This is a genomic window from Dendrosporobacter quercicolus (genome assembly GCF_900104455.1).
GTDB lineage: Bacteria > Bacillota > Negativicutes > DSM-1736 > Dendrosporobacteraceae > Dendrosporobacter > Dendrosporobacter quercicolus.
The window spans coordinates 18899-35196 of sequence record NZ_FNHB01000017.1; the positions used below are offsets into that span (position 1 = coordinate 18899).

Annotated in this window: 18 protein-coding genes; 1 reads left to right on the forward strand and 17 read right to left on the reverse strand. The window is 52.5% G+C overall.

All coding sequences use genetic code 11. The annotated features are described in order from the left end of the window. Window positions 1–16: 16 nt before the first annotated feature. The 14 genes from BLR06_RS18530 to BLR06_RS18595 all read right to left on the reverse strand — a co-directional run bounded on the left by BLR06_RS18530 (window position 17) and on the right by BLR06_RS18595 (window position 12772). Window positions 17–1468, reverse strand: a complete 1452-nt coding sequence (locus BLR06_RS18530; RefSeq protein WP_092075071.1) for a methylaspartate mutase subunit E — start codon at window positions 1466–1468, stop codon at window positions 17–19. Next, on the reverse strand, window positions 1458–2852 hold the full coding sequence (glmL, locus tag BLR06_RS18535) for a methylaspartate mutase accessory protein GlmL (RefSeq protein WP_092075072.1): 1395 nt from the start codon (window positions 2850–2852) through the stop codon (window positions 1458–1460). Before glmL ends, BLR06_RS18530 begins: the two co-directional genes overlap by 11 nt. Continuing rightward, complete coding sequence (gene glmS / locus BLR06_RS18540; RefSeq protein WP_245698230.1) at window positions 2845–3282, reverse strand: methylaspartate mutase subunit S; 438 nt, start codon at window positions 3280–3282, stop codon at window positions 2845–2847. Before glmS ends, glmL begins: the two co-directional genes overlap by 8 nt. A gap of 65 nt (window positions 3283–3347) precedes the next feature. Beyond that, window positions 3348–4307, reverse strand: coding sequence for a GntR family transcriptional regulator (locus tag BLR06_RS18545; protein WP_092075074.1), 960 nt, complete (start codon window positions 4305–4307; stop codon window positions 3348–3350). A 325-nt stretch (window positions 4308–4632) separates the two neighbouring features. Further along, window positions 4633–5076 carry an RDD family protein gene (locus BLR06_RS18550; RefSeq protein WP_139164547.1) on the reverse strand — a complete coding sequence of 148 codons (444 nt, stop codon included), beginning with the start codon at window positions 5074–5076 and terminating at the stop codon, window positions 4633–4635. 146 nt (window positions 5077–5222) lie between these two features. Next, window positions 5223–5690: a metallophosphoesterase gene (locus tag BLR06_RS18555; RefSeq protein ID WP_092075076.1), complete on the reverse strand. Its 468-nt coding sequence runs from the start codon at window positions 5688–5690 to the stop codon at window positions 5223–5225. Next, window positions 5687–6283, reverse strand: a complete 597-nt coding sequence (locus BLR06_RS18560; RefSeq protein ID WP_092075077.1) for an XTP/dITP diphosphatase — start codon at window positions 6281–6283, stop codon at window positions 5687–5689. The genes BLR06_RS18555 and BLR06_RS18560 overlap by 4 nt, the downstream gene beginning before the upstream one ends. Further along, window positions 6280–7026 carry a ribonuclease PH gene (gene rph, locus BLR06_RS18565; RefSeq protein ID WP_092075078.1) on the reverse strand — a complete coding sequence of 249 codons (747 nt, stop codon included), beginning with the start codon at window positions 7024–7026 and terminating at the stop codon, window positions 6280–6282. The genes BLR06_RS18560 and rph overlap by 4 nt, the downstream gene beginning before the upstream one ends. Before the next feature lie 23 nt (window positions 7027–7049). Continuing rightward, complete coding sequence (locus tag BLR06_RS18570; RefSeq protein WP_092075079.1) at window positions 7050–8357, reverse strand: histone deacetylase family protein; 1308 nt, start codon at window positions 8355–8357, stop codon at window positions 7050–7052. Continuing rightward, window positions 8350–10029 (reverse strand): hydantoinase/oxoprolinase family protein, encoded by a 1680-nt coding sequence (locus tag BLR06_RS18575; RefSeq protein ID WP_092075080.1) that lies wholly within the window; start codon window positions 10027–10029, stop codon window positions 8350–8352. The genes BLR06_RS18570 and BLR06_RS18575 overlap by 8 nt, the downstream gene beginning before the upstream one ends. 83 nt (window positions 10030–10112) lie before the next feature. Further along, a complete protein-coding gene (locus tag BLR06_RS18580; protein ID WP_092075081.1) occupies window positions 10113–10775 on the reverse strand; it encodes a coenzyme F420-0:L-glutamate ligase in 663 nt (220 codons plus the stop codon). After that, window positions 10768–11325 carry a hypothetical protein gene (locus tag BLR06_RS18585; RefSeq protein ID WP_092075082.1) on the reverse strand — a complete coding sequence of 186 codons (558 nt, stop codon included), beginning with the start codon at window positions 11323–11325 and terminating at the stop codon, window positions 10768–10770. Before BLR06_RS18585 ends, BLR06_RS18580 begins: the two co-directional genes overlap by 8 nt. A gap of 133 nt (window positions 11326–11458) precedes the next feature. Beyond that, entirely contained in the window at window positions 11459–12280 is an 822-nt protein-coding gene (murI, locus tag BLR06_RS18590) for a glutamate racemase (RefSeq protein ID WP_092075083.1), read from the reverse strand. Between the two features lie 84 nt (window positions 12281–12364). Continuing rightward, entirely contained in the window at window positions 12365–12772 is a 408-nt protein-coding gene (locus tag BLR06_RS18595; RefSeq protein ID WP_092075084.1) for an acyl-CoA thioesterase, read from the reverse strand. Between the two features lie 254 nt (window positions 12773–13026). Here BLR06_RS18595 and BLR06_RS18600 point away from each other — a divergent pair, with 254 nt between their 5' ends. Next, a complete protein-coding gene (locus tag BLR06_RS18600; protein WP_092075085.1) occupies window positions 13027–13251 on the forward strand; it encodes a hypothetical protein in 225 nt (74 codons plus the stop codon). Here BLR06_RS18600 and BLR06_RS18605 read toward each other — a convergent pair. The 3 genes from BLR06_RS18605 to BLR06_RS18615 all read right to left on the reverse strand — a co-directional run. Continuing rightward, the gene (locus tag BLR06_RS18605; protein ID WP_092075086.1) at window positions 13248–14000 is read right to left on the reverse strand and encodes a YdcF family protein; all 753 of its coding nucleotides are present in this window, start codon (window positions 13998–14000) and stop codon (window positions 13248–13250) included. The two genes, BLR06_RS18600 and BLR06_RS18605, sit on opposite strands and share 4 nt — an antisense overlap. A 211-nt stretch (window positions 14001–14211) precedes the next feature. Continuing rightward, a complete protein-coding gene (locus BLR06_RS18610; RefSeq protein ID WP_139164548.1) occupies window positions 14212–15234 on the reverse strand; it encodes a glycoside hydrolase family 18 protein in 1023 nt (340 codons plus the stop codon). A gap of 274 nt (window positions 15235–15508) precedes the next feature. Further along, on the reverse strand, window positions 15509–16298 hold a 790-nt coding region (locus BLR06_RS18615), incomplete at its 5' end, for a glycosyltransferase family 2 protein (protein ID WP_423069641.1).

A 16298-nucleotide genomic window follows, 5' to 3' on the forward strand; every position in this document is an offset into this window, starting at 1 on the left:
TTTAACCCCTACCTGTTTAGTGTGGTCGGCCTACCAGCCGGCCTTTGGAAATGGCGTAAATGTCGTCAATGACCATTTGAAAGCTGGCGTTACGGCCTTCGGCTTTGGCCCGCTCATTCATTTTTGCCTGATGGAAGTCAATGATATCCTGAGTAAAAGGCAAATTTCCGATATCAAATAGCCGGACAGCTCCGTGATTATCACGGGCCGGCAGAATCTTATTCAGCGTGTACCGGCTTGGCGCAAACGGAACATCAAGAACGCCAGCGGCAAAGGCGGCCACTGTTCCCTGCGCAAAGTCGCCGTTGCCCAGTTCATAAACCTTGTCTAAAATGCAGCGGGTTTCGGCTTTGATAATATCTATCTCACTCTGCACCTCAATGCTCAGCGGGAATGGCTGATCAGCCAGCATGTTAATCAGCTGGCGGGTAGTCTTAAGGCCCTGGGCGTTCGCCTCTTTGGTCGGGATGCCCAATGCTTCATGCGGCGTTTTCACAATTACCTTGGTCGCCTTGGCCAAAGCGGCCGCGGCGGCTCCCCAGGAAATCACCCCGAAAGCTTTGGCTTCATCCTGCGGGAACCCTCCCATCCATTGATGAAACACCGTAGTCAGAACGCAATCAGGATAGCCGTGATTGTTCAGATATTCCTCCGCCAGTTGTTCCAATGCTTTAATTGCCGCAATGTCCTGAAACAAATTGCCGCATTGCCCATAGCCCAGCGTAATATTCTTAACCCCTTGCTCGGCCGCCAAAATGCCTTCAATAATAGCAACAGCATGAGAAACGCTTGGCGGAACCAGCGTACCGGTAAGCGGCCCGAACGGCTCACGGTTAATTTCAATGCCATGCTCGGCGTAAATACCAACAAGCCTGTCGCAATATTGCCAGTCATAAATGGTCTTTTCCAGCGATACACTCTTGGCATAAGGAATATTGTAGGAAATTCCACCGCCTTCATAAGCGGTATAGCCTCCGGCCAAGGTAATTTCACCTAGCAGCCTGGCGTCAGGCGTGCCATGCCGGACCTGCAGCGGCCCATTAACGCTCTCAATTACTTTGCGAACCCCGGCCACGCCGTGGTTTACCGCCGGGAAGCCGTTTAATAGGGAACGCCCGGCCCGCTTGCTCTCCTCAATGCCATTTTCAGCTTCGGCATATTGATTTTGACGGGTATAGCTGTCAATGGTCGTTGGCAGCAAATCAGCCTCGCCTTCAGTGCGCAGAAAATTAAGCAGATTAATATGCTCGTTGATTAACGCCACTCCCGCCCGTGGCTGCGTTAACGTCCGGCCATTTTTTTTTGCTTTCACCAGCTGTTTGGCAAAATGTTTTTTCGCCGGAATATTTTCGTGATATTTGACAGCTTCAGCAAAATCAACCGCAGCGCCGGTCGGCCACTGATTAAGCACCTCGCCGCGAATGGCATAAAATTGGTCATGGGTCCATTTCTTATTTTTAAGTTCCATGGTGATTCCTCCGCACGATATATTTTTTCATCATTCTCACTGCCACCTCAGGATAATCCTCACACAATAACCCCATTGACGCTAAAATATAATCCTGATCAACCGCAAACGCAGGGTGCTTAGGCTTTAATACCGGTGAATCGGCGCTGTCATAGAGAATACCCGCCAGGATTTCCTCCGGCCGGTTATGATTGATGATCACGCCGCCTGTACCGATGACCGTTTGTACGTCACTTAAATCCTTCCCTTCCTGCACGCAAACCCGCCCCAGCACCGAATACACCATCTCCAGGCGGCCGGCATGCCGGTCGGCGCCCAGTTTGGTACAAGCCCGGCCCATCGCCGCTTCCAGTCTCAGTTCTCGCTCCGTCTGCGGCAAATGATCGATATTGGCCGCCACACGTTCGATATACTCCACAACCTCGGCTTCAGTGGTTTGGGCGAAGCCGGCAATCAGCCCCGGCCCGGCCGCCTGCAACAGAGCCGCCGCACTATAGCGCATGCCCAGGTCGCCTTCGACCGTCCGTTTGCCAAATGGTTCCGGCAGTCCGCGCAATACGGCATTTGTCGTCGGCTGACCGGCGGCAATCGAGTAAATATCAGTGGTAGCTCCGCCAATATCCACGACCATCAGCTCGCCGGCGCCGGGTTCTTTATTTGTCCCGGTGCTTAGCAATTCCGCCGCTTTTAAAACAGCCGCCGGCGTTGGCATAACCAAGCGGTCCACCAATTCATTGGCCTTATGCAAGCCCTTGGCCTCGACAATTCGCTGCAGGAATATCTTTCTAATGGTCTGCCTGGCCGGCTCAATGTTCAGTTCATTCAGCCTGGGCATCACATTGGCGGTTGGTGCAACCTGAGACATTGTCGTTGATAAAATGCCGACAACCTCAGGGGTAACCGATTTGTTGCCGGCAACAATGATCGGAATATCTTTGCCCAGATCTTTCAGTAGCGCTGCATTATGTAAAATTACCAGCCGGTTGCCGCCATCTGTTCCGCCTGCCAGCAAAATAATATCCGGATTTAGCTGGTTAATTTCCGCGATCTCATACGCACTGAGTTCATGACTGAATACGCCAAGCACGCGCGCTCCCGCACCAAGCGCCGCCCGGTTGGCGGCTTCAGCCGTAAGCTCCGGCACCAGCCCGACCGCCACCATTTTCAGCCCGCCGGCTGCACTTGAACAGCCCAGAACCTTTGCGAATTCCAATGATCCGGTAACCTCAAACAACTGTTTGAGCGCCTGCTTCAAACCGATCGTGATATCGGTATTTACTGTGGTTATCCCGCGGGCTGTCCCCAGGATGATTTCCCGTTCCACATCGACTGCCGTTAGTTTGGTAAACGTGCTGCCGAAATCAATAAGCAGAACATTAGTCACGGCTCAGACCTCTTTCTTGTAAATCCTGCTGCAAATCCTCAATGACCCGTTCCAGTAAAACACCCGGTTCATACACCCGGTTATAACCCATTTCCAAAAACTTTTCCTTCACTTCATGAAAATCAGTTTTTCCTACCACCAGATTGCCGCCGACATACAGCAAAATATCGCCGATTCCGGCTTCTTCACAACGCCCGCGCAATCCCCTGCAGTCAATTTCACCATGTCCATACAGTGACGCCACCAAAATCGCCTTGGCATCTGTTTCAATTGCGGCATTCACAAAATCTTCCTGCGGCACCAGTACGCCAAGATTAACCACCTCATAGCCGGCGGCGGTAATGACATGTTCCAGTATTTTATTCCCGACAGCGTGACAATCAGCGCCAATAACGCCTAAAATCACCTTAGTTCTTTCCTGTTGCATCATTGATTACCCCTTTTTTATCGTTTTTTAACAGCGGTTGCCGTCCTATGTTGTGAAAATGCAAAAAATTAAGCAATTAAACGGGCGACAAGCTGATTTAAAGAGCCCTGATCAATCTCATAATAAAAAGTAATGATTGCCTGATTATCCATCGCCAATTGCCGCACTAAGCTTTCCTGCGCCTCAGCAACCACCAGAACTTGATGGTGCGCAATAAAATTCTGTAGCATTTCCCGCTCACCGCGGTAAAGCAAGGTGGTAAAACTGACGTTTTCCAGCATAGTTCTGGCCATAAGATCGCCCAGTGTTTCAGCAAACTCCCTCGTACTGGCGACAATGCCGGCTGTAGTTCCCGCCGGTAAACGCGCCATTTTTATCACCGCCTCTAAATTAGGCGTTGTTGACACAATCATGATTTTGCTGCTGTTGCCCATCAGCCCGGTTACCAGCGCCTGATTTTCAGCATTGGTAACCACCAGATCGCAGGCATGTAAAAGTTCGACCGGAACAGCGCCGCTTACCAGTTCTTTCGTCGCCACAGCCTCAAAACCGACCTTGGTTAATTGACCGATTTGCGTGATATAGTGCTGAATATACTCCCTGGTATGATCAATCACCGCCACCCGCAGCTGCTTTACCTCTTCATCCTTTTCTTTGGCCCGGATGCCGGCAATTGCGATAAACTGATCCACCGTAAAGCCTAGCCCAACCACCTTGGCCATGGCTTCATCAATGATTTTCAAAGCTCTTTCCCGGCGGCTGCCAGCGTAATCGGCTGTGCTGTCTTCAACATCCACCGACACTTGCCGGACAAAAGTCCCCCGCCCCTGACGGGCTTCCAAAAAACCTTCAATCAGCAATTCCCGATAGGCCGTACTGACTGTATTGCGGCTTATCCCCAGGGTTTGGGCCAGTTCCCGCTCTGTGGGGATTTTCCCGCCTGCGGGAAATTCTCCTGACTTGACCTTTTCCATAATGTAATTTTTCACCTGTATATAAATTGGCACGCCAAGCCGTTGTAAGATCATGAACGCCACCTCTTTTCAATTGGACTAATCCATTAATCCAATTTTTCCATATTTATTATCTCATATTTGTCGGAAGAATTCAATAAATTTGTACACAAAAAACAAGGTTATTCCGCAAAATAATTAGGCAAAACCGCCGAAAAGAACTCCAACCCGTTTATGGAGGCCAAAAAAGCGATAAAAACGCGGGCCAGGTCCCTTGTTTACAAAATAAGGGATCTGAACCCGCGTTTACCACCCGTGACGGCTTCCGGCCGTCTTTTGTTCTGCCGGCGTTCTTACAGCGCCAGCTCTTTGTAATACTGCTGCCGCCCAAACCAGTTTTTTAGGGCTGCTTTCTAATCACCACTGTTCCGGCCAGCCTGTCGCCGAGACGCTGATTGACAGGCGACAGCCAAACCATGACCGCCCCCAGCAAATAGGCAAACGGCAGTCCGTCAATCAGCCGGCAGATTGTTCGGATGGCCGACGACCGGACATCACAGGGACTTCCGTCGGTCTTAACCACCTTCAGTCCAATCATCATTTTACCAATCGTGGCGCCGATAGCACTTTCAAAGTAGACATAATAGGCAAAGCTCAACAGCATCGTCAGATACAGGGATAGCCCCTCAAGAGCAAAACCATCAGACCAGGAATTCCCCAAAATGGCTGCCGTTAAATAGGCAACCGGCAAAAAAACCAGTCCGTCAATCAGGATTGCCGCACAACGGCTGCCGATCCCGGCGGCGCGCCCCAGACCGCTCATAATAGTACGATGATTCTCCACTGCCCTCACTCCCTAGAATCGTGATCTTCCGCTATATTATATGCACCAAACCGGGTTTACGACTTACCGAAACACTTTGCCAAAATCAGGTCTGCTCTCATCGAAAAAAACAAGCGCCTCCCGGCGCTTATGAGAATACCTTCGTTTTACTTTAGTTCCCTGATTTCGGCGGTCATATCGTCAGCCGAAATCTCGATAACGGCATAGGTCGGATACGCCCGGCGCGGCTGGGCAATACTGCCTGGATTGACAAGCAGCAGACCATCCGTTTTTTCAACCAGTGGCACATGGGTATGGCCAAATACGGCAATATCAACGCCATAGCGCCGCGCCCACCAGATAATTTCCTGATGATTTTGCTTAACCTGATAGCGATGCCCATGGGTCAGCCAAATTTTCCGGCCGGCCAAAGCAATAAATTCATCCGGCTTGGCCGGAACCCTGCCGTCACAGTTTCCCGCCACGGCCACCACGGTACTGTTTCCGGCAAACGCGCTTGCATCCTGGCTGCAGTCACCGGCATGAAGCCATAAGTCAACCGGTCCGGCGGCGGCGGCGGCTCTCTGAATCGCCAGCCGGTCGCCATGGCTGTCGCTGACAACACCGATTTTCATTGCAAATAGCCTGCCAGTTTCTCGGCAATATTCCGGAGAGCTGCGCCCCGGTGGCTGATGGTATTCTTCTCGGCAATACTGATCTCGGCCAGCGTCTGCCCGAGCGCCGGAATATAAAACAGCGGATCATAGCCAAACCCGCCGGCGCCGCGCGCCGCCGCCAGGATTTCGCCTTCACAGACGCCCTGGGCGGTAATGGTTTGTTTATCCGTATCGACAAAGGCCAGTACACAACGAAATCTGGCGGTACGCTTTTCGTCGGCAACCCCCTTCAGCTTCGTCAGCAATTTGGCATTGTTTTGCGCATCGGTAGCCGTTTCTCCCGCATACCGGGCTGAATAAACACCCGGCTCGCCGCCCAGGGCGTCAACTTCCAGCCCTGAATCATCAGCGAGGCAGGCTTTACCGGTAGAGGCGGCATAAAACCTGGCCTTAATTAAAGCATTCTCAGAAAAATCAGCGCCGTTTTCAACTGCCTCCGGAACATCGCCAAGCTCAGCCAGCGAAACAATCCTGACCGGCAAATGCTGCAATGCGGCCGCAATTTCGGCGACTTTACCGGCATTTTTACTGGCGATTACAATTTCCTTCACGGCTCACGTCCCACCTTCCAGGACAACTGTCCCAAAATTTCTTTCTGATAATCAATAAGTTCAGCAATCCCTTTATCCGCCCCGGCCAGCAGTTCATCCAGCTCCCGCCGGCTGAAAGGACGTTCTTCGCCAGTTCCCTGCACTTCAACAAACTGCCCGCTGCCGGTCATGACAACATTCATATCAACAAGAGCCTGGGAATCTTCATCGTAACACAGATCCACCACCACCGTACCATCCTTTAAGATACCCACACTGGCGGCAGCAAGAAAGTCTTTCACGGGAAATGGCTTTTCCACATTGGTATAAATCGAATTAACGGCATCCACCAAAGCGACAAAGGCGCCGGTAATCGAAGCCGTCCGCGTTCCGCCATCGGCCTGAATGACATCACAATCCAGCCAGACAGTACGTTCACCCAGCGCTTTTAAGTCAACCACACTGCGTAGAGAGCGCCCAATCAGCCGTTGAATCTCCTGCGTTCGCCCGGTAACCTTGCCCCTGGCAGCCTCACGCGCATTGCGCACCTGGGTAGAGCGGGGCAACAGGGAATACTCGGCGGTTATCCAGCCCTCGCCGCCCCCTTTTAAAAAAGGCGGAACCTTCTCTTCGATCGTGGCTGTGCAAATGACTTTGGTATTGCCGACCTCAATCAATACCGATCCTTCGGGATACTTTAAGTAATTTCTCGTTATTTTCACCTGGCGCATCTGCCCGGGCTTACGTCCATCAAGTCTAGCCATTCGTACCTCCTGCGGGGATTACCCTAAAGTTTTTCCAATATATCCTGGTCCTTATCCTGTAAAAAATAATGTTGATACCGCCCCTGCCGCCTGGCCGTCAGGACGGCATCACGACCGGCCTGACGGCATGAAGGGCAAACCGCGCGCGGCAGGATAGCCGCAAACCCCGAAGAAAAGGCAGGTCCGTCGGCTTCGGTGGCAATCGTACAATAGCCGGCGCAACGGGAGCAAAGCCTTACTGTTTCGAGCTGCTGTTCATTAATACCGCTTTCATCATAAAAAATATTACGCTTGCGCCGCCAGAACTCCCCGGCTTTAGCTTTTTCCTGACGGCTTAAATTATGCCTGCTCAGCCATATCCCGCGCCAGTTTTCGACAAGCTGCCTCAAATAGGCCGCAGTTGCCGCCGGCTGAGCAGGACACCGGCCGATATCCGGTTCCACCACTTTAGTATAAGGTAAACCGGCCATTGCTAAAATAATGCCGACATTAACATAGGGCAGCGCATCTTCAATTGAATAGCCCCCTTCCAGCACTGCAATATCAGCCTGCAGTTTGGCCGCCATTGCGGCATATCCTTGAGCGGTAATTGCCATATTGGCCAAGGGGTCGCTGTAATGATTATCCTGGCCGGCGGAATTGATAATAATATCCGGTTTAAAATCAGCCAGCACCGGCAAAATCAAGTGATCCAGCACATAATGCAGACCCTCGTCGCCGGTGCCTGGCGGCAGGGGAAGATTCATCGTTGTTCCCAAGGCATTGGGGCTGCCCAGTTCTTCAATAAAGCCCGTACCCGGATATAATGTCCGCCCATCCTGGTGAAAGGAAACAAACAAGGTATCCGGGTCATGATAAAAAATATCCTGCGTCCCGTCGCCGTGGTGAACATCGGTATCGACAATCGCCACCCGCCCCAGGTTATAATGACGCCGCAGATACTCCACCATAATTGCTTCAATATTAACTGTGCAAAATCCCCTGGTACCATGCACCACTCGCATCGCATGATGGCCGGGCGGCCTGACCAGGGCAAAAGAGCGCTCAACTTCTTTTTTCATAACCGCTTCGGCCGCGGTTATTGCTCCGCCCGCCGACACCAGATGAGCTGCGCTAATCAGCTCCTTGATGTCAGGCACGCCGATATGCACCCGGTTGATATCAGCATATTCGGCTAAACGGGGTTTATACTCCCTGATTCCCGGCAAATCCAGCAGGCCTTCTTCGACAATCTGATCTCTGGTATAGAGCAGCCGCTCCTGACGTTCGGGATGGGTAGGGCTAATCGCCCAGTCGAAAGCCGGAAAAAAAACCAAACCGAGCTTATCCATCCTGCCATACCTCCCGGGAAAACCCGGAAACAGCAGTAAGTACACCGGGTTTTATTTGTATTTTACAAGTAAGAATTTTGCCGGCGGTTCGAAAGCCGCGGACGATATTAAATTCTTCCTCTGCAACAATTTCGCTAGCCTCAACAGCAATGCCGGCTTTGGCGGCCCGTTCCCGCAAATATTGCCCGGTTAAGCCCCGGGCTTCCTTCAAACCAAACCGCCCGGTGGGAATTGGCGCTGTAACACCGCTTTCAGCCACCGTATAACTGCCCGCCGCCGTATCGGCCCGCAAAGTGGCCGCCAAAGTCGGGCGGGCAACGGCTGCCCCGGCGGCGTTCACCACCGGACTGCCGGCGGGAACCGTAAAGGGTATTTTCATCTGGTCTGCGATTGCCGCCGTCAGTCCGCCGGCGGCGCCGCCTACCCCGATCAGCAGTTCAGGCTTAAATACGTCATGCTGGACAATGTCCTCAACCCGGTATACCGGCTCAGCGCTCCAGTCGGCAATCAACCGGCCGATGCCCCGGCAAATCTGCTGAACGGCCTGGTCAACCACCAGCCGGGCCATCGCCCGCAGTTCCAGCTTGTCCCCGCCGAGCCGCCGCATCGCCTGCCCGGCCAGTTGCCGATCGCCAAACCCGGCCAGCCCGGCTACAATTAAAGCGTCCGACAAGGTGGGCTCAGGTCCGCCCAGCGCCATGGCCCGCCCCAGCCGTTTAGGGCCAATCGCAAGCTGATCGCCGTCCCAGCGAACATGGCTGTCGCCGCCTACCCCAACCGAGCTTAGCTTAAACGCCCGGACTGCGGTGGGATACCCGTTAACCGCCGCACCCTTCCGGGAAAACACCGGCAAGCCATGCTCCCACAAGGCAATGTCCGTTGTCGTCCCGCCAATATCCAGCGAGACTGCCGGAACGTTGGGACGCGCCAGCGCCATGACGCCCAGCACACTGGCGGCGGGGCCGGTAAAAATCGCTTCCACCGGCGACCTTCCGGCAGCCGCCAGAGGCAGGGTGCCGCCGTCGGCCTTTAAAATATAAACCGGCGCCTTAATTCCCCGCTGCCGCAGAGCGGCTTCCACCGAACGGAGAAATTCGTTAAAGCAGGGCCATACTGCGGCATTATAATAAGCACTGTTCGTTCGCCGCCAAAAATTCAGTTCGCCGCTCAGCTCCGCTCCGGTTGTAATATGACGCGGTTTAAAGTCCTGGCGCAGCCAGGCGGCTGTCTGCAGCTCGTGGCCGGGATTGCGGACGGAAAACTTCCCGGAAACGGCGAATAAATCATAGCCGCTCAGCCGGCCTCCTGCTGCGGCTAATTCCCGCCGCAGGACGGCGGCGGCTTCCCGCCCGCGATGATCAATATAGCCTGGCAACACTACAGGCGTTACCGGCAATAAGCCGGCAATGTCCACCCCGGGACCGGGAAGAATGACCAGCGCCGCGCTTTCAATTTCATCAGCAACAATCGCATTGGTGACAATGGTCGTTGACAACGCCACCCGGGTGATATCCTCAGGCTTCAAACCGGCCAATACCTGGTCGATCGCCCCGACAACGCACGTTAAAAGCTGCTTGCGGGTTGTCGGCGTTTTTGCATACTGCATCACTTTACCGCCGTCAATGACTACCGCATCGGAAAAAGTACCGCCTACATCAAGGCCTAGCAGCATTGTTATCCCTCTTCTCCAAAGCATCGGCAATAACGCTAAATAGTTAAAGAGGATAGCACAATTCTATCCTCTTAGCAACACCTTTAACCTGCAACCACCGCTTGCGCCCGGGCATAATTTTTGATAATGACAATCGGCGTCTTTTGCGATGCATTGCCAAACGGATTATCAATCAGGGTTTTTGCCAACAGCCGGGCATCAAGCCCAGCCGATATCCCCACAATCCGCGAACGTTTTAAATCATTTACATCAGCAACGGTTGCCCCGTAGCAGCCCAGCCGCTGTTTGATCTGCTCGGCCACACCCGCCGGATTAACCGGGCCGAAGACAATATGCTTATCAAACGGCGGCATCGTGCCGGTAACATCATCAATCAGCGCGGCCTGCTCACCGGCTAATTCATAAAATACGCCGTTTTTGCCGACCAGCTTGGCCAGCAGGCCGGCAATCATGGCAAAAAAGAACCGCCATTCGCCTTCCATGTTCATTGCGGCCTGCATTCCGTAGACGCTGGACAAACTGCCCTTCTGCGGCACAAACCGGCACATAACCCGGGCCAGCAGCCCTGGCTTCAGGTCTTCCGGGCGGGTGATCCGGCCCTGGGTAATTGCCACAACGCTTTCCGCCACTGAAATAACGTCGTCAGGGCCGACATCAGCCTTAGCATACTGTTCAATAATATCCACAATGTTATCTTTGTCGGTTAAAATCCGGGTACGCACCGGGATCAGTTCAAGTTCAGCCATGTCTATCCTCCTGTCGCGGACCGGCCGGCGCCCCCGCCGCCTTACGGATATCAGCAGCCGGCATCAGCAGCCTTGTTTTGCTAATATACCAGTCACTGCGCGCTACAATTTGATATACAATGTCAATCGGCATGTCCACCATTTGTGCAAGCGCCTGCTCGATATTGCCCCCCTTGCGCGCAGTCAGCTTAACGGTGACAACAACAGTCTGACCGGTGTTTTTTGGTACAATGACCGCCTCAAAATATCCGTCAGGCCGCGGCGCTGCCTCCAGCTCCAGCCGTGAATAAACTTCTACGCCGTCATACTGCTCATATGGCAGCAGATGCCTGGTATAACAATCCATCATTGTTCCGTCTTGCGTCCCTTTGTTCACAAACGGTACTTTACACTTAACCGTAATGCTTGCAGCACTGCGCTCAGCCAGTTCAAAACCGGTCGCCTGATTTACCTGAAAATCAAATTCAGCATCGCCCTGCTTGACTATATACAGCCAAATAGCCAGTGACGCGACCCCGGCTGCAACCAACAACCCAATGAAAAAATCCACCGCTATGCCTCCATCCGCTAAACTCCAGTAATATAATTATACCAAAAAAACCCTGTAAGGGCTAGTACTGCACCAACCCAGAATCCCACAATTGCTGCCGGATGAATTTCCGTAATACTGCTCCTCCGCAGCCTTAACACCAGGCTTTAGCAGCATCCGCCAAAATTACCGCTTCAAATCCGACATTGCCTGTATCCATAACCAGACCTGCCATCTGCCGCACCCGGTCCAGGCCGGCTGAAACACACAGCCGGACACTGCCGGTCAGGGCAGTGTCGGCTAACTGTCCCGCTGCGGCCAGCGCCTCATATGCCGCCACTGCCGTAGCCCTGGCCGGATCAACCATATGTACCGCCGGACCGACAACAGCCCGAATCGTCCGCTCAATAAACGGATAGTGCGTACAGCCTAAAATCAAAGTATCCATTCCGGCGGCCTTCAACGAAGCAAGCGCTGCCAACACCGCTTGCTCAACTTGCTCACCCTCGATGATCCCTTGCTCAATCAGCGGCACCAGAGCCGGACAAGCCTGAGGATAAATGCCGGCCAGCGGCGCAGCCGCTCGAAAGGCCCGGTAATGGGCGCCGCTGGCAATGGTCGCCTGGGTGGCAATCACCCCGATCTGCTTATTGCGGCTAACCTTTAGAGCCTGCATCACGCCGGTATTCATCCCGACCAGTGTAAAAGGGTAGTTCCGCCGCGCTTCCTCCAGGCCCAGCGCAGTCATGGTATTGCAGGCAAAGATCGCCATCTTAACCTGTTGCCTGGCAAAGAATGTTAAAATCTGGTGCATAAAGCCTAAAATTTGCGCTGGGGACCGCGACCCATAGGGCGCTCTGGCAGTGTCGCCAAAATAGATAAGATTTTCCTGCGGCAGAATCTGTCGTACTTCCTTGACCACGGTAAGACCGCCTATCCCCGAATCAAATATACCGATGGGCGCATGATTTCCCATTGCGCCACCTCCCTTGTCACAGTTATTCTGCCTAACAGTTCTGCATTATATTCAACAGCTGAATGATGCGACAGGCGGCCTGACTTAAACCTGCTCAACTGCTTTTAGTTTATTGCAATACACAGCCGGCAGTCTGATGACTTTCCCACGGCTGTCGGTGAATACATTCTGCGTTCGCCCGGTTGCCAGCAATAATCCGTCAGCCTCACGCACGATTCTATAACTGAAAACCATCTTTACCGCCGTAAGCTTTTCAGCCTGGGTTTCAATCAGGATACCATCGTCAAATCTTGCTGAAGCCCGGTATTTGCAGGCCACATCGGTGATGGGAAATACGATCCCCTCGGCGATTAATTCATTTAGTGTAATTCCGGCCTGACGTAAAAATTCCACCCGCCCCATCTCAAACCAGCGAAAATAATTAGAGTGATGAACAACCCCCATTGCGTCCGTCTCCACAAACCGGACCTTATCCCTTACCACAGCTGCCATAATAGTCACCCTTTTTCCTTTTCCAGTACAGAGTACTCAGTATAGTAAAGCACATGAGAAAACCCGGCTTACGCCGAGCCTTGGCCACATGCTTAACACCTCATTATTTTACTTTTCTTTTGACCATTTGTCAAAAACCAGCCCTCCGCTCACTGCCGGAGAACAAAACTTCAGGCACCAAATAAAGACAGCATCAATATAATAAAGCAAGAAAAAAACACACAGACGCATCACTCAAGTAAGGAGGAGTTATCATGTCCGACAGACAAATCATCACCGAACCAACGGCAATATCAGAGATTGTGCTCGCTCAATTGAACTCATCACAAAATATTTTAGCAGCCTTGATCGGTGCCAGTTCTTTTCAAACCAGCAATCTCTTAAGACCGGAAACAGTTGATCTGGTGATGGAAGCCTATGAAAAAATTTATTGTCGGGTTAGCAAAGCTGTTTGCGACAATATGAACTGCCTGCGTTAATACCATTTGCTGACGCCAAGGCCGATGTACTCCTTCGCGGCCAGGCTGACCGTCTGCAGCGACCCGGCCGTGGGGCGCAGCTGCGAAAAAGTAAAAACCGGCACGACATTGGCCTGATAATCCGCCGGAAACGGCAGAACGCTTAGTCCGGCCTTTTCGAACTGCCGGACAGCTCTGGCCATATGAAAGGCCGAGGTTACCAGGAGGGGCCGGCAAAATCCGTTCTGGTCAAGCAACTCCTTGCTGTACCTGGCATTTTCCGTGGTATTGCGGCTTTGGTTTTCCACAATGATCTCATTTTGCGGTACCCCTAACCCGATCAAAATAGATTTTGCAATCTCAGCCTCCCATCCGCTGGTCTGGTATACCTGACCGCCTGACACCAGTATGGGAACCCTTAACCGCTGATACAAATGCGCGGCCGTCAGTAAACGGTTGGCGGCAAAACCGGACAGCTGGCCAAGGCCGTGAACCCCTTCAATGTCAGGCAGGGCGCCGCCGCCGAGCAGAACAATCACATCGCCCTGCGGCTGCAGCGGCGGCGTATATTGCGATTCCAGCGGCCTGATGATCATATCGCTGACCCATTGCGTACTGCACAAATACAGCGTCAGAGTAATGACGGTCAATAATTTCGGCAGCCTGCCGCAGTAACGATAAGCCTGCAGGCAGCACAATACCAGAAGAATAATAAAAATACCCGGCGGCAGTAAAAATGTGCTATAAAAAAATTGCAACAGTTCAATCATGTCCGTCTCACTCCATAACATTAAGATATGCTCATTTTAACACAAAACCCGGCCGGCAGAATTTATTTTGCAATTTATTCTCGATTCCCGCCTGTCCGGCGCAGCGGCAGATGGTACTCAGTGGCGCCGTTAAAGAATTTCTTTAACGGCGCCACTGATATTTGGCAAAAACAAACGGCGTAACGGTTCGCAGTCCCCCGCCGGACTGCTGTTATTCCACATGGTCAATATCGGTATTGCCGCCCAAACGCCATAAGCTAATCCGGCTTACCCCCTGCGCTTTGGCAATGGCAATCCAGTAATTCAGTGTTTGAACATCCGCGTACCAGACCTGATACCAAACGCCGTTATCCAGATAATCGAACACCAGGCACCGGCTCTCATCGTCTCTTCTTGCTTCACGCTCATAGGTTACAGCAAGCGTTTTTGCTTCCACTTCCGTTAAAAATCTTTTTTCTCCGTTATCGCCCCACACACAGCCGCCGGTCGAAAAGGCCGCCGCTTTCTCTCCCGGCAAAGCATTCATTGCCGTCAGGATTTTCCGGATAAAGGCCGGATTGGCCTTCGGGCCCGGTTCGCTATGTAAGCCGTAAAGATTGTAAAACATAACAACATATTCCGGCCCCTGGAAAAAACCGGTGGAGGCAAACGGCGCCCCCGGTTCCAGTACCAGCCGCAGCTTCAGGTTATTTTGCCGGGCTTTGCCATAAAGCTTGTCCGCAAACCGCAAAAAAGACTGCCCGGTTGTTTCATCGTTCCATATTCGTTCATAGTCAATCTCAATACCGTCAAACCCGCCCTGCAAGGTCAGGGCAATGATTTGGTCAATGTGCTGTTCCATTGCGCGCTCATCGGCAAATAAGCGGCGGAGAACCTCGCTATCCTTCAGCGCAACCGATCCGTCGGCATTTTGCTTATCATTGACAAAGGTAAGATAAGTTTCATATTTTCCTGTTTTCTTGGTTAAATCGCTTTTTTTACGCCTAAGCGATTCTGGAATAAAAGCCTGGTCATTCTGATCAAAATAAGCCCCAAAATAACAAAGCTTCTCGAGGTTATTTACCGCTCTTGTCAAATCCCTTTCGCCCTCGTCCAAATCCCAGTAAGCCAACCAGGCCGACAGCTTTGCCGGTTCCCCGCCGGCCTCCGGCGGACCCAGGCTGCAGCCTGCTAAGCTGCCGATAACCAGCAATACAATAACCGCTTTAAAAAATTTGCCGACGATGTCGCTCACTCCCCGCCGCCCTGACCGGTGATCATCCGGCCGCCTATTCGAAACTTACTAGTACCTTGTCAGCCTTAAAACGGTAGAATAATGGCGAGGCTATTTTTCGTAAGACAAGGCGGAGGAGGGAGGCATACCGGGAGTATGCTGACCGACGACAACGCAGGCTTGCGGAAAATAGACCGTCAGTATTCACTGAATTAGGGCTGACACGGTACTAGTCCCCTTTATTTTCCTATTTCCATTAAACAGCCGTAAAGCCCTGCAAGCGCACGAATATCGGCTATGCCTCCTGCCTTTTGCCCTGCTTTTTGGCCAGCTCCGCCAGATCGGCCGGCGTCAGGCGCGTTCCCCACGTCGTTTTCCAGAAAGTCACCCAGGCAACCGGCATCTGCCATAACAGCACCGCTTCATAATACAGGCAAAACCACAGTCCAAACACCCAGGTCGAGCTTCTCCTCAGAAATAACTGCGCCATACTCATCAGCAGGGCCATCAGGCATAATCCCAGGATAAACGTCAGCGGAAACACCCGGTGCAGCACCGGAATGTAGATCAGGTTATACAGTACAATCACCGGCGCCAGCAGCGGCACCAGCAGCCCCATGTAAAACGACAAAGCCATAAACGGCTCCTTCTTCCACATAAAGCCGCCCGCGATCAGCGTTTCTCTCAGCCACGACCGTTTCCAGCGCATCTGCTGCTTTAAAAAGACCCCGTAACGATTTGGTACGATCGTGCTGCAGATTGCCGTATCCTGATATCCCGTCCGGTTCTCTCTTAAAATAAAGTTGGTCATGCTCCGGTCATCACCAAACGTCGCTTTCTCTCCCAAAAACCGCTGATTCAGCCAGCTGTCCAGATGCTTGATCACCAGCTCTTTCCGGTAGCACGACAGCGGGCCCGATAAACAGGTTACCGCGTCAAAATAGCCTTCCGCCGCTTTCATGATCCGAAAGGCGATAAAGTATCTTACCGCCTGCATTTTTGTCAGGGTATTGGTATAGGTGTTGGCCACATCGGTACGACCGGATACGCCCCCCATTTTTTTGTCTTTGAACGGCTGTACGATG

Coding starts and splice junctions, on each gene's coding strand:
- BLR06_RS18530 (WP_092075071.1), bottom strand. CDS start 1,468: ATGGAACTTAAAAATAAGAAATGGACCCATGACCAATTTTATGCCATT.
- glmS (WP_245698230.1), bottom strand. CDS start 3,282: ATGATGCAACAGGAAAGAACTAAGGTGATTTTAGGCGTTATTGGCGCT.
- BLR06_RS18545 (WP_092075074.1), bottom strand. CDS start 4,307: ATGATCTTACAACGGCTTGGCGTGCCAATTTATATACAGGTGAAAAAT.
- BLR06_RS18555 (WP_092075076.1), bottom strand. CDS start 5,690: ATGAAAATCGGTGTTGTCAGCGACAGCCATGGCGACCGGCTGGCGATT.
- rph (WP_092075078.1), bottom strand. CDS start 7,026: ATGGCTAGACTTGATGGACGTAAGCCCGGGCAGATGCGCCAGGTGAAA.
- BLR06_RS18570 (WP_092075079.1), bottom strand. CDS start 8,357: ATGGATAAGCTCGGTTTGGTTTTTTTTCCGGCTTTCGACTGGGCGATT.
- BLR06_RS18575 (WP_092075080.1), bottom strand. CDS start 10,029: ATGCTGCTAGGCCTTGATGTAGGCGGTACTTTTTCCGATGCGGTAGTC.
- BLR06_RS18580 (WP_092075081.1), bottom strand. CDS start 10,775: ATGGCTGAACTTGAACTGATCCCGGTGCGTACCCGGATTTTAACCGAC.
- murI (WP_092075083.1), bottom strand. CDS start 12,280: ATGGGAAATCATGCGCCCATCGGTATATTTGATTCGGGGATAGGCGGT.
- BLR06_RS18595 (WP_092075084.1), bottom strand. CDS start 12,772: ATGGCAGCTGTGGTAAGGGATAAGGTCCGGTTTGTGGAGACGGACGCA.
- BLR06_RS18600 (WP_092075085.1), top strand. CDS start 13,027: ATGTCCGACAGACAAATCATCACCGAACCAACGGCAATATCAGAGATT.
- BLR06_RS18605 (WP_092075086.1), bottom strand. CDS start 14,000: ATGATTGAACTGTTGCAATTTTTTTATAGCACATTTTTACTGCCGCCG.